The organism is Neobacillus sp. GCM10027624 (genome assembly GCF_042675345.1).
Lineage (GTDB): Bacteria > Bacillota > Bacilli > Bacillales > Cytobacillaceae > Neobacillus > Neobacillus cucumis_D.
Window position 1 is genome coordinate 98716 of the sequence record NZ_JBHTHD010000010.1, and the last position, 13673, is coordinate 112388.

A 13673-nucleotide genomic window follows, 5' to 3' on the forward strand; every position below is an offset into this window, starting at 1 on the left:
AGTCATGGATTTTTCATTAAATGAAGAACAAGAGATGTTTCGCAATTATGTTCATAAGTATCTAAATGACAAGGGGCAAACAAAAATTGCCCGTGAGTTTATTAAGGGTGATAAAGAATTCTATCAATCTGCTTTTTTAGGATTGGTGGAGTTAGGCTGTACTAGTATAAATATTTCGGAAGAGAATGGTGGAATGGGACTCGGAGCATTGGATTTGGTTCCCATTCTAGAAGAGCTGGGCCGGAATGTGCTCCCAGGTTTATATTTAGAAACTAATGCATTTGCCGTACCTTTGCTGGAGAGATTTGGAACAACCGTGCAAAAGGAAAAGTACCTACCTGCAGTTGCCGATGGAACGCAAACTTTTTCCCTTGCATGGCTTGAACCGGGAGGGAGCTACAACCCATCAGATATAAGAATGACTGCCTCCTTAACGGGTGATCGAATCATTATAAATGGAACAAAAACACTTGTTCCAGATGCCGAGATGGCTGATAGTTTGATATTGCTTGTTCGTACAGGCGAAAGAGTAGGGACAGAGGGGATTTCACTGGTGGTCCTTGATCAATCTGACCCCAATATAAGGATTAAGAGACTAGCAAATATCGATGAAACACGCCAGTTAGCTGAAATTACTTTAGAGAATGTTGCCATCTCAAACGAGCAATTGATTGGGCCTATCCATAAAGGCTGGGAGGTTCTGCAGGATGGATTGCTTTCGATCAATGCGGCACTTGCATCCGTGATGGTTGGCGGAATGGACAAGGTCGTCGAAATGGCGGCCGAATATGCTAAGATTCGAGAACAGTTTGGTCAGCCAATTGGCCGTTTCCAAGCCATTAAGCATAGGATTGTCGATATGAAGCTGGATCTTGAAACAGCAAGGTCTTTAGCTTACTATTCGAACTGGGCATTAGAAAGTGGAGCAGAGGATCGTGTGCAGGCTATCTTTAGCGCCCGAATTTTTGCAAGCGAAGCCTTTAACCGTGTAGCAGCACATAATGTTCAAATTCACGGCGGCATTGGGTTTACCGAAGAATTGGACTGCCATTTATTTGTAAAACGGGCACGCTTTTATGAAAATTACCTGGGAAGTACGCAAAGCTATTATGAAAAAACCGCAGTTGCATTGGGATGGTGATCGCTAGATGAAAATCGTAAGTGAAATCAAGGAATACCAAAATCAAATGAATGGAAAAGCTGTGCCAGCATCATCCGGCAAAACCATTGATAGTATTGACCCGGCAACAGGTAAAGTGTGGGCAAAGGTGCCCGGCAGTTCTATACAAGATGCCGAAGATGCAATTTCTTCTTCAAAGCGGGCTTTTAACGATTGGGCCGCCTTATCAGCGATGGAACGTGCGACTTATCTAAGAAAAATTGGCGATCAGTTAGTCCTGCATGCCGAAGAGCTGGCCGCATTAGAAACAAAAGACATTGGTTGGGTCATCCGGGAAACAAGCTATGGATTGATTCCGGTATTGACCAGTATTTGGCATGATGCTGCTGGTGCAGCAGCCGTGGCAAGCCGGGGAGAAACGGTTCAGCTCGATTCAAAGAGTTTTGGATATACGCTGCGAGAGCCATTAGGAGTGGTAGTCGGCATTCTTCCGTGGAATGCACCACTCTTTACCTTTACGATTAAAGCTGCCAATGCACTTGCTGCTGGGAATACCGTGATAATCAAACCATCTGAGTTTGCATCCGTTTCCAGCTTACGATATGGCGAAATTTTGAATACCATTCTTCCCCCTGGAGTCTTAAATATTGTCTCCGGTGATGGGGATGTTGGCGATGCATTGGTTCGTCATCGGGATGTGAATCGGGTTAGCCTGACCGGATCAGTGAATACAGCGAAAGCAATTGTTCGTTCCTCTGCCCAGGCACCGAAACCACTAACTTTTGAGTTAGGTGGAAAGTCGCCTAATATTGTATTCGCCGACGCAAACCTTGAGAAAGCGGCTGAAGGCGTAACACTTAATGGCATTTTTACAGGAAACGCAGGGCAAATTTGTGTGGGCGGTTCAAGAATCCTGATTCAAAGGCCAGTATTCGAGAAAATGCTTTCTTTAATGAAAGAACAAATAGAGAAAAATATTAAGCTAGGATACCCGATGGACCCGGAAACCTCCATGGGACCGATTGCCAATAGTGTTCAATATAAAAAAGTATGTAACTATATCGAGTTGAGTAAAGAGGAAGGCGGAGAAATTATTGTCGGCGGCCGTTATGGGGGAGCTGCTCTGCTGCCAAACAACCCTTCATTTGCTGAAGGCTATTGGATTGAACCGACCTTGATTCTTGTTGGTAGCAATTCGCTTCGTATATGCCAAGAAGAGATTTTTGGGCCTGTTGCAGTTGTGATGCCATTTGATACCGAAGAAGAAGCTCTAAAAATCGCAAATGAAACGGCCTATGGTCTTGGAGCAGGGGTTTGGACGACCAACTTAGACCGTGCCCATCGAATGATTAGAAAATTGGAATCCGGTAATGTGTGGGTAAATACGTATCGAAGAGTGGGACCAGAGCTGCCGTTTGGTGGTGTAAAGGAAAGTGGCTATGGAACGGATTCGATTCTAGAGAACACACGGGAAAAGACATGCATTATCGAAATGGGGTAAGAGATAGGGAAACTTTTTAGTTTCCCTATTTATACCGATAAAGATGGATTTGACCATTCAAATTGGAGGGGAAATTATTGGAGGAGAAATTTATTAGAAGATCTTTTCACTTCTTATGTCTAGGGATTCTACTTGTCGTTTTTGCAGAGGCAACACATATACCGGCCTATCCCAAAATGCTCGAGCACTTTCATTTAGGTGCAGGGTATGCAGTCTATATGCAATTGGGGTTTGCATTGGGACTAACAGGATTCCAGCCCTTAATGGGATGGCTGTCCGATTCTTTTGGACAGAAAATAGTGGTGCTTTTTGGCGCAGGATTTTTGGCCATTGGTTCCATTTTAATTGCCACAGCTCCTGCGTTTTGGGTCTTGGTAGTAGGTCTTTTCTTAAAAGGCTTTTCCGGTGCAGCCGTTATTCCTGCAGGTGTTTCCTTCGTAGGTAGATACTTTACCCATCAGCAACGCGGTAAAACGATGGGGATTTATGGGTTTTATACGGTGATTGGAGGACTTGCTGGGCCGATTTTAAGCGGAATCCTTATAGATCGTTTCGGGTGGAACTCTATCTTTTTCCTCTGTAGTTTTTTTGGTGTTCTTTCCTTCCTGTTATTTGCTTTAGGTGTTCCAAATGTAAAAGGTAAAAGGTCAGATTCCTTCGATTTCTTAGGTGTAATCTTTGTATTCTTATTGCTGGGAGGACTCCTGACCGTTCCAACCTTTATAAACAATTATGGAATTTCCTCTTGGATGTGGGTTCCAGCTCTCGTGGTTTCCATTATTTCCTTCCTATTGCTATTGGCTGTCGAAAAAAAACAAAAGAAGCCACTGTTAGATATCAAATATGCAAAAACAAGAAACTTCTGGGGCCCTTCGATCATTGCGGTGATTATGTATATGTCCTTTAGCAGTGTCATGTACGTTTTAACATTCTTTGTCCAAAGTGTACAAGGGAAATCCTCAACCGTTGTCGGATTATTACAGTTCCCGCTATTTTTGACCATGGCAGTAGCGAATATCATAAGCGGAAGATTAATGGGGAAATACTCCCCGCGCAGGTTAATTGGTGTAGCCATCGCATTATTAGTGGCAGGAGTCGGAATGTTATCGATGGCAAGAACCGATACTTCCTTTATATATTTATTTATTTCTATGAGTCTAATTGGATCGGCAATTGGAACGGTTGGTCCGGTAGTGAAATCGGTGATTGTATCTAAAGCGAGTCCAACTCGTCTGGGTGTTGTTTCGTTTACTTATATTACGATTGAGAACGTTGCTTCACGTGTAGGAGCCTCCTTTGCCCTTGTCGCATTTGCCTTATTCTCAGCTGGAGGAAATGCCTCAAGTGCCCTTTCAACTACAGCTCTTTTATTAACCATTTTTACGGCTGTGTCGTTCCTATTTCTTATGTTCATTCCCAAAAAGAATGAGACAAAAGGAGAGGAAATGGTGGAAGTTATAGATCTTAATCAAGATTCCGAAACCACAACTATAGGTTGATAATAGATTTAAAATAAAGGCTCTTTTCTGAGAGATTGTTGTTTTTGAAACGAATTTTTGAAATGCAAACGATTAATAAATTGGTTGATTGGAACGGATAGCGAGCAAACATTCGTTCCAATTAACCACTCTTTATTCAAGAACAACAACGTTTACGAAAAAAACCTATAGAAATAGGATTTTGTAATTTAATAGATTTAGTAAGCAAATTCAATAAAGGTGGGATGATTGTGAATATTTATGTGCTATTAAAAAGGACGTTTGATACAGAGGAAAAAATTTCTCTCTTGAATGGGAAAATCAATGAAGAGGGAGCAGAATTTATCATTAATCCCTATGACGAATATGCGGTTGAAGAAGCGCTAAAAGTTCGTGAAACACATGGCGGTGAAGTGACGGTAGTGACCGTGGGGAATGAAGAGGCAGAAAAACAACTTCGGACGGCACTGGCCATGGGGGCAGATCAAGCAATTTTAATTAACGTAGAGGATCTTGAAGACGGGGATCCCTATACAACTGCAAAAATTATTAGTGAATATCTGAAGGATAAGGAAGCAGATTTGATCTTTGCAGGAAATGTAACCATTGATGGCGGTTCTGGTCAGGTTGGTCCCCGCGTAGCTGAAATCTTAAATATTCCTTATATCACAACGATTACAAATCTGGAAATCAACGGTGACCAGGTCACCGTTATAAGAGATGTCGAAGGGGACTCTGAAACCATTCAGTCTACAATGCCCTTATTGGTGACCGCTCAACAAGGGTTAAATGAACCACGTTACCCATCCTTGCCAGGAATCATGAAAGCAAAGAAAAAACCCTTAGTGGAACTGGAGTTAGATGACCTGGATCTAGAAGAAGATGAGGTAGAGGCGAAAACGAAAACCATTGAGATCTTTTTGCCCGCAAAAAAAGAGGCCGGAAAAGTGTTAACCGGTGAATTGAACGAGCAAGTAAGTGAGTTACTTCAATTACTTCGTAACGAGGCAAAGGTTATTTAAATTTATGCCATAGCATTCAAAGTAGAAAATATTTTAATAGGGTAATAGGAGGTTGTTTTTATGAGCAGGAAGGTTCTCGTATTAGGAGAAGTACGTGACGGAACGCTTAGAAATGTTTCATTTGAGGCAATTGGGGCAGCAAAACTTGCTTCTCAAGGCGGAGAAGTAATTGGAGTATTACTGGGTGAGAATGTACAGCCGCTAGCAAATGAACTCATTCAATATGGAGCAGATCGGGTTGTTGTGGTAGAAGATGAAAAATTAAAACAATATACATCAGATGGTTTTTCACAAGCCTTATTTGCTGTCATTGAACAAGAAAATCCAGACGTCATTCTTTTCGGTCATACCGCACTAGGAAAAGACTTGTCTCCAAGAATTGCAAGCAGATTAAAATCCGGTCTCATCTCGGATGCCACTGCGGTTGAAGAAATAGCTGGAAACCTTATCTTTACCCGGCCAATTTATTCGGGTAAAGCGTTTGAAAAGAAAATGATTACGGATGGCCTTGTGTTTGCAACTATCCGTCCTAATAATATTCAGCCGTTACTGAAAGATGAATCTCGCTTCGGTGAGGTTTCCATCTTATCCACTCAAATAAAAGACCTACGTACGGTAATTAAAGAGGTAGTCCGGAAAACAAGTAAAGGTGTAGATCTTTCCGAAGCCAAGGTGGTGGTAGCCGGAGGACGCGGCGTGAAAAGCAAAGAGGGGTTTGAACCTTTAAAAGAATTGGCCCAAGTTCTTGGTGGGGCTGTAGGTGCCTCGCGTGGAGCATGTGATGCTGATTTTTGTGATTATTCACTCCAAATCGGGCAAACGGGTAAGGTGGTAACTCCAGATTTATATATTGCTTGTGGGATTTCTGGTGCCATCCAGCATCTTGCAGGAATGTCTAATTCAAAAATCATAGTGGCGATTAATAAAGATCCGGAAGCAAATATTTTTCAAGTAGCCGATTATGGGATTGTGGGAGATTTATTTGAAGTGATTCCTATGTTAATCGAAGAATTTGCTGCAGTAAAACAATAAACCTACAAGAATTTAGGGAGTGAAAATGGTGAACCCATTATTAATCAATATAATTGCATTTACTTTAGTAACGGGTTACGCCCTTTGCTTGTTTCTATATTTAATCAAGACACGTTATGAATATATTAAACTTGGCCGTAAGCGGGAATTTGACCACCGTTTTAAAGAAAGATTTGAACTGATAAAAGTAAATGTATTTGGGCAAAAAAAATTATTGAAGGATAAGAAAAGCGGCGTGATTCACGTCATGATGTTTTATGGTTTCTTATTAGTGCAATTCGGGGCAATCGATTTTATTTTAAAAGGACTTGTACCAAGGGCACATCTGCCTCTTGGTTCAGTCTATCCTGTTTTTACCTTTTTCCAAGAAATCATCACCTTAATGATCCTTCTTGCTGTCGCTTTGGCCTTTTACCGGCGTTATATTGAAAAGCTGACCCGCTTAAAACGTGGTTTTAAAGCAGGCCTTGTCTTGATTTTTATCGGTACTCTCATGCTTTCTGTCCTATTTGGAAATGGTTTCTCAATTATTTGGCATGGTCAATTACCATCATTGTCGGAACCTGTTGCTTCCTTTCTTGCGATCTGCTTTAACTGGATCAGCCCGTCGGCAGCGATGACCTTATTTTATATTTTTTGGTGGATTCACTTGTTTGCGTTACTTAGCTTTCTTGTCTATGTACCGCAGTCCAAGCATGCCCATTTAATTGCAGGGCCGGTAAATGTGTTTTTCAGCCGTTTAACCTCCCCAGGCAAGTTAGAGAAAATCAATTTTGAAGATGAAACGCAGGAAACCTTTGGTGTTGGTAGAGTCCAGGATTTTAAACAAACACAGCTCATTGATTTATATGCTTGCGTGGAATGCGGACGTTGCACAAATATGTGTCCGGCAACGGGGACAGGGAAAATGCTCTCGCCAATGGATTTAATTGTAAAACTGCGTGATCACTTAACCCTGACAGGGGCGGCGATTACCTCTAAATCTCCGTGGGTACCAGGATTTGCTTTTTCTGGGACAAAGGGTAATCAATTGGCCTTGATGGCTAGAACAGACGGCAATCAAGAAACGGCAGCAACACTTGAACAGCTTCCTAACTTAATCGGAGAGGTAATCACCGAGGAGGAAATATGGGCTTGTACCACTTGCCGAAATTGTGAGGATCAATGTCCCGTTATGAATGAGCACGTCGATAAAATTATTGACCTTCGCCGCTACCTTGTTTTAACAGAAGGGAAAATGGACGGAGATGCCCAAAGGGCAATGCAAAATATCGAACGGCAAGGAAACCCTTGGGGATTAAATCGGAAAGAAAGGGAGAATTGGCGAGGGTTACGGGAAGATATTAATATCCCTACTGTAAAAGAGTTGAGAAAACAAGGAGAGGAATTTGAATACTTATTTTGGGTAGGTTCAATGGGTTCGTTTGATAATCGCAGTCAAAAAATTGCTCTTTCGTTTGCAAACCTTTTAAATGAGGCAGGAGTCAAGTTCGCCATATTAGGCAATAAAGAAAAGAATTCAGGGGATACAGCCCGAAGGTTAGGAAATGAATTCCTATTTCAGGATTTAGCTGCTGCGAATATTGAAGAATTTAAGAAAAACGATGTAAAGAAAATTGTAACAATCGACCCTCATGCTTTCAATATCTTTAAAAATGAATATCCAGACTTTGGTTTAGAAGCAGAAGTATATCATCATACCGAACTTCTGGCTAAGCTTGTGAAGGAAGGACGGCTTGTTGTGAAGAAAGCAGTAAATGAGACCATCACCTTCCATGATTCTTGCTATTTAGGCAGGTATAACGAAGTATATGACCCTCCAAGGGAAATCTTAAAAGCAATCCCAGGTGTAAACCTTGTAGAAATAGAGCGCAACCGTGAGAATGGGATGTGCTGCGGGGCTGGAGGCGGACTTATGTGGATGGAAGAAAAATCCGGTAGCAGAATTAATGTTGCCAGAACGGAACAGGCAATGGCAACCAAAGCTACTACCATTTCCAGCGGATGTCCTTATTGCTTAACCATGCTTAGTGATGGAACCAAAGCTCAAGAAGTAGAAAATGAAGTTAAGACCATGGACATTGCGGAAATTTTAGAACTAGCTATTTAAGCCACCCTATAATTCGCTCTTTTTAGGTACGAAGGATTATAGTTGCAAGATAAAAAAAATATTGTTAGAATTTAGATGTCTAATATTTAGATATCTAAATATATTTTCAAGGAAAGAGGTCATACGAATGAGATTACTAGGGAAAATTGCAATTGTTACCGGAAGCGCCTCAGGAATTGGAAGAGGTATTGCTCTTGCTATGGCCAAGGAAGGGGCACATATCGCCATTGTCGATGTGAATGAAGAAAAAGGAAAACAAACTCTTGAAGAGATAAACCAATATACAGAGGGTATGCTTTTTATTAAGGATATTTCAGTCAAAGAAACCGTATATACAATCGTAGAAGAAGTGGTTAAGAAATTTGGAAAGCTAGATATTATCGTGAATAATGCGCATGTATCGAGACAGGCGCCATTTATTGAAACCACACAGGATCTTTTGGACTTGTCTTTTGGAACGGGCTTTTATCCGACATTCCATTTCATGCAGGCAGCCTACCCAGAATTGAAAAAATCAAGGGGTAAGGTGATTAACTTTGCATCTGGTGCTGGTCTTGAAGGACAGGTCACCCAAACGTCCTATGCGGCGGCAAAAGAAGCCATTCGAGCTATTTCCCGCGTGGCAGCAAATGAATGGGGCCCAGAAGGAATCAATGTCAACATGATTTCGCCTATCGCCCTTACACCAGGTGTTGAACAATGGCGTGAGAGTGCTCCACAATTATACGATGAGATGATTAAGAAAGTTCCGCTCCGCCGGCTTGGAGATCCTGAACAAGATATTGGTAGAGTAGCAGTATTCTTGGCAAGCAGTGATTCGGATTATATTACCGGTCAAACCTTCATGGTTGACGGCGGTTCAATAAAATTACGCTAAACGTATGAAAAAGGAGTTTTCAAAAATGGGAAGAGTACAAGATAAGGTGGCCCTGGTTACCGGCGGCGCCTCAGGTATAGGATTATCCTCAGCGACATTATTGGCCAAGGAAGGGGCCAGAGTTGTTATAGCTGATTTCAATGTTGAGGGGGCAAAGGAAGCGGTAAACAAGATCAAAGCCCAAGGCGGAGAGGCGGCAGGTATTTTTCTCGATGCCGGTGATGAAACTTCCATTAAAGAAGCAGTTGAATTTACGGTTGAGCACTACGGTAAGATTTCTGTTCTATTTAATAATGTTGGTGCAACCAATTTGAAAAAGGATTTAGATGTTGTAAACATGGATCTTGATGAATGGGACCGACTAATGAATCTGAATTTAAAAAGTGTGCTGCTTGGAAGCAGATTTGCCATTACGCATATGATCAAAGCCGGTGGCGGCTCGATTATCAACACAGCATCCATGGCAGGCTTTTTCAGCGATTCAATCCGTGCAGCATATGGGGCATCAAAAGCTGGTGTTGTCAATCTGACAAGATATATTGCAGCACAATACGGAAAACATCATATTCGCTGTAATGCCGTGGCACCAGGCTTAATTTTGACACCTGCAGCTAAAAATAATTTGCCGCCTGCTGTATTGGATATTTTTGCGAAATATAATGCCCTACCATATCATGGTGAACCGGATGATATCGGAAATACAGTTTTATTCCTTGCATCAGAAGAATCTAAATTTATTACTGGGCAGACGATTCAAGTAGAGGGCGGACATTATATTGCCAACCCAACAATTTCGGATTTTGAAGAGTTTATGAAAAAAAACCAAGGTTAATCTAGATGGGCAATTTAGATTTGCAGGTTTCATAAAATTTACCTTAGGGAGAATTGAAAATGGGAAGATTAGGTCAAAAAGTGGCCATTATTACAGGGGGAGCCTCCGGGATTGGTGAACGGATGGTTGACTTGTTCAGCCAAGAAGGAGCCATTGTCATCGCTGCAGATATCAATGAGGCAGCACTTGAAAAAGCGAGCCAAAAAGAAAACGTATATGGGAAAATTAAATGTTGCTTCTGATGACGACTGGGAAGCATTGGCAAAAGAAGTGAACGACCGTTTTGGCAGAATTGATATTCTGGTCAACAATGCTGGGATTTCTTCAGAAAAACCATACCAGGAAATCAATTTTGAGGATTGGCAAAAAATGCTGTCCATTAATGGTTTTGGTCCATTTGCCGGCATGAAGCATGTTGCACCTTACATGGCTGCACAGAAGAAAGGTTCCATTGTAAACATTTCTTCCTATACGGCCCAAATTGGACAGGGCTTTAATCATTATTCAGCATCAAAAGGGGCAGTGCGTGCGATTTCGAAAGCTGCGGCAACAACCTTTGGCAGCCAGGGAGTACGTGTTAATACACTATTTCCAGGAATAATTGAAACACCGATGACCCAAGCTTTAAGTACATCAAAAGAACTTCTTGGCCGTCTCATTCAAGCAACGCCGCTTCGAAGGTTAGGGCAGCCAGAAGATATTGCAAATGCAGCTTTGTTTTTAGCTTCTGATGAATCATCTTATATTACAGGTGCAGAATTGGTGATTGACGGTGGATTTTCTGCACAATAATATTATGAAGAGCCCCTGTTGATAGTAGGGGCTCTTACCTTTAAATCAGGAGGATGTTGTTATACATAATGGCAGAACAAACTATTTTTGAGTTAATTCACTTAATGGATAAGGTGACGAACAATTTAATAATTCAGTGGAATAAAACGTTTAACGAAGACCTCGGTGTCTCCCATATTCTTGTACTTGGTCACTTAAAGAAATATGGAAAAAGTCGTCCATCCGACCTTGCAAAAGCATTGGGATTGACCCCTCCAACGCTGACGCATTTAACTGAAAAAATCGTGAAAAAAAATTTGGCCATTCGACTGAATGATGAGTCGGATCGGAGGATTGTTTATTTGGGAATTACGAATAAAGGAATTGATATGCTAAAAAAGGCAAATAAAGAAGGGGAAATACTGCGAAAAAACCTTTTTGAAAGATTAACCGAACAGGATAGGCAACAATTATTAAAAATATATACAAAACTCAGTTCAGAAAAAAACTAAATCCATTTTAAAGCGGCTAGCACTTTGAGGTATTCTTCTATCGTGCCGGCCGCTTTTTTGTTTTGAAAATTTAAATTGGTTATATCCACCAATGCTATTGAAGGTTATGTAAAAGTTGGTAAAATTAAGTTGGCGTTAACTATTAATGGGAGGGTGAAGGAGGATTTTTAAGGTGTATTTTCATATGGACCTTCCTTACTTGTCAATGTATTGAATCCCTTAAGTTAAATTTGTTTACCTAAAAAAGATTTTAATACGAGCATTTCCATAGGTATCGACTGCTTTTTTGTAAGCCTTTAGTGTGTTCGTCATGAACCGTACTAATTTTTTCATTTGGTTTCCTCCTTCGAATTGTGTCTGAAAAATAAAAAGGCCGAATTGTCGGCCTTTTTGCTAAAATTCAAGCTCTAGAAATTCTCCTGGAAATAAATTCAATTTTTCCGTATTCACCACCCGTAGCCATGATGGTGCCACGGATGATGAAATCCATAGCCAAAACCGCCAAAGTATGGGTAGTGATGATGATGGAACCCGTATCCACCGTACATATATGGATTAAATCCTACACCGATAATTGGATAACCAAAAACTCGAGGCATACAGACACCTACTCTCATTCATTTGTACCTACACTCTAGACATATGATTGAGGGATTAAAAATGAGCATTTCTCACTAAAAATGGGCAGTTAGTCGAAGGGGAATATGAAAATAAAACACAAGGTGACAAACACTATGCGGATTTTCACATCGTGTTTTTTGTGCATGATTACGTAAGTAATGGCAAATAATGACTTAATGAGTACTTTTGATGCGAAGGATGAATGAGTTGGAGCATGTTGTAATTTTAGCAATTTTACGTACAATAGTTTCTTGTATTATTCTAATGGTGGTCACTTACTGTATTGGAAAACAGGTAAATGCTCATAAAAACCATTATAATTTTGCATTATCCATAACGTTAGGTTCATTTATTGCAAACATGGGCTTTGATACCAATCTTAAATTTTTCCCGATGCTGGCAGCCTTCCTTACACTTGTCATTCTCTACTTTCTTATGTCCGCTTTTTCTGCCAATAGTAGAAGTTTTCGAAAGTGGCTTTCAGGAAACCCAACCATCATTATCGAAAATGGCAAGCTTTTGGATTCAAATATGAAGAAAGTAAAATACACTCTCGATCATTTGAATCTGCAACTAAGGGAGCAGGGAATTTTTGATATTGTTGAGGTGGAGTTTGCCTTACTTGAGGTTAGTGGAAACTTATCGGTATTAAAAAAATCACCTTTTCTGCCTGTCACCAAAAAGGATCTAAATCTTGATCAGCCTCATCAAGAAATCAGCCTTCCAGTAGAACTGATCATGAACGGAGTGGTTATTGATAAAAACCTTAATGACCCGTATTCCAAACCATGGCTTGAACAACAGTTAAAAACAAGGAGATTAGAAATAAAAGACATCCACTATGCGGTCGTCGGAACCAATGGTTCTTTTTTTATTGACCTTTATCAGGATCATTTGAAGTCACCAGTGGGCAAAGAATAAGGTGGAGTGTGTTCGACAAAAATCGGGTGGTGACAGGCACCACCCGATTTTTTTATCTTACTGTTGCGTGAGCAAATTTTTTACTTCTTCAGCAGAATGATATTGAGGATTTACTCCAAGGTACACCCCGATTTGGTGTGCTGTGTAAGAGAATAATAGATTTGAAAAAGTGGACAAAACTTCTTGGTGGGTCCAATCTTCTTTAACATGTGTTTCATAAGGATTCCCTGCATATGGACCCTGAGGACAGCGAACAATTGGAATACTGATGATTACAAATTCACTATTGTGTAATAATTTTTGATAAACATCAATTGCTTCTTCTTTTGTCATATGTTCTAAAACATCACCTAAAAAAGTAAAGGCGTATTGTTTTTCAGGAGTATACTTCCGGATATCCTCCTTAATAATATGATGGTATTTATTGGTTAAGTCGTATTGTAAAATGTATGGCTCCCAAATTTCTACACCGATAAACTCCATTTGGGGTAAGGAAGATCTGAGTAGATTAGAATAAGTTCCTACTCCAACACCTACATCTAAAATCGAATTAAATTGACATTTAGTGACCAGCTTTTTAACAATACTCTGAATCCATTCCTTACCTTCATTTAAACTAACCGGCATACTAGCCCTCCTAATCATTTTTATACGTTGAATCCTTAAAAATCCGTTCAGTACCCAAAAATTTTATTTAGATATGTAATAAGATATTGAAAATAGCCCTAAAGTGAAACGGCTAAAAATTGTTTTTAATACCAAATTGATGCATCTCCAATAATTAGGTAAAGTATTTTACGTTGAACTAATTTGAAATAGCCCTAAGACAATCAACGAAAAAAAAATTATTGAATAAGATGGAAAAGGAAAAAAGTC

General features: G+C 40.3%; 12 protein-coding genes and 1 pseudogene. 11 read left to right on the plus strand and 2 right to left on the minus strand.

Going from position 1 to position 13673, the window contains the following annotated elements; all coding sequences use genetic code 11:
- Positions 1–4 precede the first annotated feature (4 nt).
- The 10 genes and pseudogenes from ACFQZ9_RS14930 (at position 5) to ACFQZ9_RS14975 (ending at position 11255) form a co-directional block, all read left to right on the plus strand.
- Positions 5–1141 carry an acyl-CoA dehydrogenase family protein gene (locus ACFQZ9_RS14930; protein WP_498944391.1) on the plus strand — a complete coding sequence of 379 codons (1137 nt, stop codon included), beginning with the start codon at positions 5–7 and terminating at the stop codon, positions 1139–1141.
- A 7-nt stretch (positions 1142–1148) separates the two neighbouring features.
- Complete coding sequence (locus ACFQZ9_RS14935) at positions 1149–2621, plus strand: aldehyde dehydrogenase family protein (RefSeq protein WP_498944392.1); 1473 nt, start codon at positions 1149–1151, stop codon at positions 2619–2621.
- Positions 2622–2698: 77 nt separating this feature from the next.
- On the plus strand, positions 2699–4120 hold the full coding sequence (locus ACFQZ9_RS14940) for an MFS transporter (RefSeq protein WP_498944393.1): 1422 nt from the start codon (positions 2699–2701) through the stop codon (positions 4118–4120).
- Between the two features lie 230 nt (positions 4121–4350).
- Positions 4351–5121 carry an electron transfer flavoprotein subunit beta/FixA family protein gene (locus tag ACFQZ9_RS14945; protein WP_498944394.1) on the plus strand — a complete coding sequence of 257 codons (771 nt, stop codon included), beginning with the start codon at positions 4351–4353 and terminating at the stop codon, positions 5119–5121.
- Between the two features lie 60 nt (positions 5122–5181).
- The gene (locus tag ACFQZ9_RS14950; RefSeq protein ID WP_498944395.1) at positions 5182–6153 is read left to right on the plus strand and encodes an electron transfer flavoprotein subunit alpha/FixB family protein; all 972 of its coding nucleotides are present in this window, start codon (positions 5182–5184) and stop codon (positions 6151–6153) included.
- Between the two features lie 25 nt (positions 6154–6178).
- Positions 6179–8263, plus strand: a complete 2085-nt coding sequence (locus ACFQZ9_RS14955) for a (Fe-S)-binding protein (RefSeq protein WP_498944396.1) — start codon at positions 6179–6181, stop codon at positions 8261–8263.
- Between the two features lie 127 nt (positions 8264–8390).
- Positions 8391–9140, plus strand: coding sequence for an SDR family NAD(P)-dependent oxidoreductase (locus ACFQZ9_RS14960; protein WP_498944397.1), 750 nt, complete (start codon positions 8391–8393; stop codon positions 9138–9140).
- A gap of 25 nt (positions 9141–9165) precedes the next feature.
- Positions 9166–9972, plus strand: a complete 807-nt coding sequence (locus ACFQZ9_RS14965) for an SDR family NAD(P)-dependent oxidoreductase (RefSeq protein ID WP_498944398.1) — start codon at positions 9166–9168, stop codon at positions 9970–9972.
- Positions 9973–10094: 122 nt separating this feature from the next.
- Positions 10095–10764 (plus strand): annotated as a pseudogene (locus ACFQZ9_RS14970) (SDR family NAD(P)-dependent oxidoreductase).
- A 68-nt stretch (positions 10765–10832) separates the two neighbouring features.
- The gene (locus ACFQZ9_RS14975) at positions 10833–11255 is read left to right on the plus strand and encodes a MarR family winged helix-turn-helix transcriptional regulator (RefSeq protein ID WP_498944399.1); all 423 of its coding nucleotides are present in this window, start codon (positions 10833–10835) and stop codon (positions 11253–11255) included.
- Between the two features lie 446 nt (positions 11256–11701).
- Here the strand turns inward: ACFQZ9_RS14975 and ACFQZ9_RS14980 are convergent, their stop codons facing one another.
- Entirely contained in the window at positions 11702–11854 is a 153-nt protein-coding gene (locus ACFQZ9_RS14980) for a hypothetical protein (RefSeq protein ID WP_498944400.1), read from the minus strand.
- Between the two features lie 229 nt (positions 11855–12083).
- On the opposite strand from ACFQZ9_RS14980, the gene ACFQZ9_RS14985 reads away from it, so the two are divergent.
- Positions 12084–12797, plus strand: coding sequence for a DUF421 domain-containing protein (locus ACFQZ9_RS14985; protein ID WP_498944401.1), 714 nt, complete (start codon positions 12084–12086; stop codon positions 12795–12797).
- A gap of 57 nt (positions 12798–12854) precedes the next feature.
- On the opposite strand, the gene ACFQZ9_RS14990 is transcribed toward ACFQZ9_RS14985, so the two are convergent.
- Positions 12855–13424, minus strand: a complete 570-nt coding sequence (locus ACFQZ9_RS14990) for a class I SAM-dependent methyltransferase (RefSeq protein WP_498944402.1) — start codon at positions 13422–13424, stop codon at positions 12855–12857.
- Between the last annotated feature and the right edge of the window lie 249 nt (positions 13425–13673).

Bases quoted from the DNA above. Each gene is read 5' to 3' on its own strand.
- ACFQZ9_RS14975 (WP_498944399.1), top strand. From the start codon at position 10,833: ATGGCAGAACAAACTATTTTTGAGTTAATTCACTTAATGGATAAGGTG.
- ACFQZ9_RS14935 (WP_498944392.1), top strand. From the start codon at position 1,149: ATGAAAATCGTAAGTGAAATCAAGGAATACCAAAATCAAATGAATGGA.
- ACFQZ9_RS14930 (WP_498944391.1), top strand. From the start codon at position 5: ATGGATTTTTCATTAAATGAAGAACAAGAGATGTTTCGCAATTATGTT.
- ACFQZ9_RS14980 (WP_498944400.1), bottom strand. From the start codon at position 11,854: ATGCCTCGAGTTTTTGGTTATCCAATTATCGGTGTAGGATTTAATCCA.
- ACFQZ9_RS14955 (WP_498944396.1), top strand. From the start codon at position 6,179: ATGGTGAACCCATTATTAATCAATATAATTGCATTTACTTTAGTAACG.
- ACFQZ9_RS14990 (WP_498944402.1), bottom strand. From the start codon at position 13,424: ATGCCGGTTAGTTTAAATGAAGGTAAGGAATGGATTCAGAGTATTGTT.
- ACFQZ9_RS14960 (WP_498944397.1), top strand. From the start codon at position 8,391: ATGAGATTACTAGGGAAAATTGCAATTGTTACCGGAAGCGCCTCAGGA.
- ACFQZ9_RS14965 (WP_498944398.1), top strand. From the start codon at position 9,166: ATGGGAAGAGTACAAGATAAGGTGGCCCTGGTTACCGGCGGCGCCTCA.
- ACFQZ9_RS14950 (WP_498944395.1), top strand. From the start codon at position 5,182: ATGAGCAGGAAGGTTCTCGTATTAGGAGAAGTACGTGACGGAACGCTT.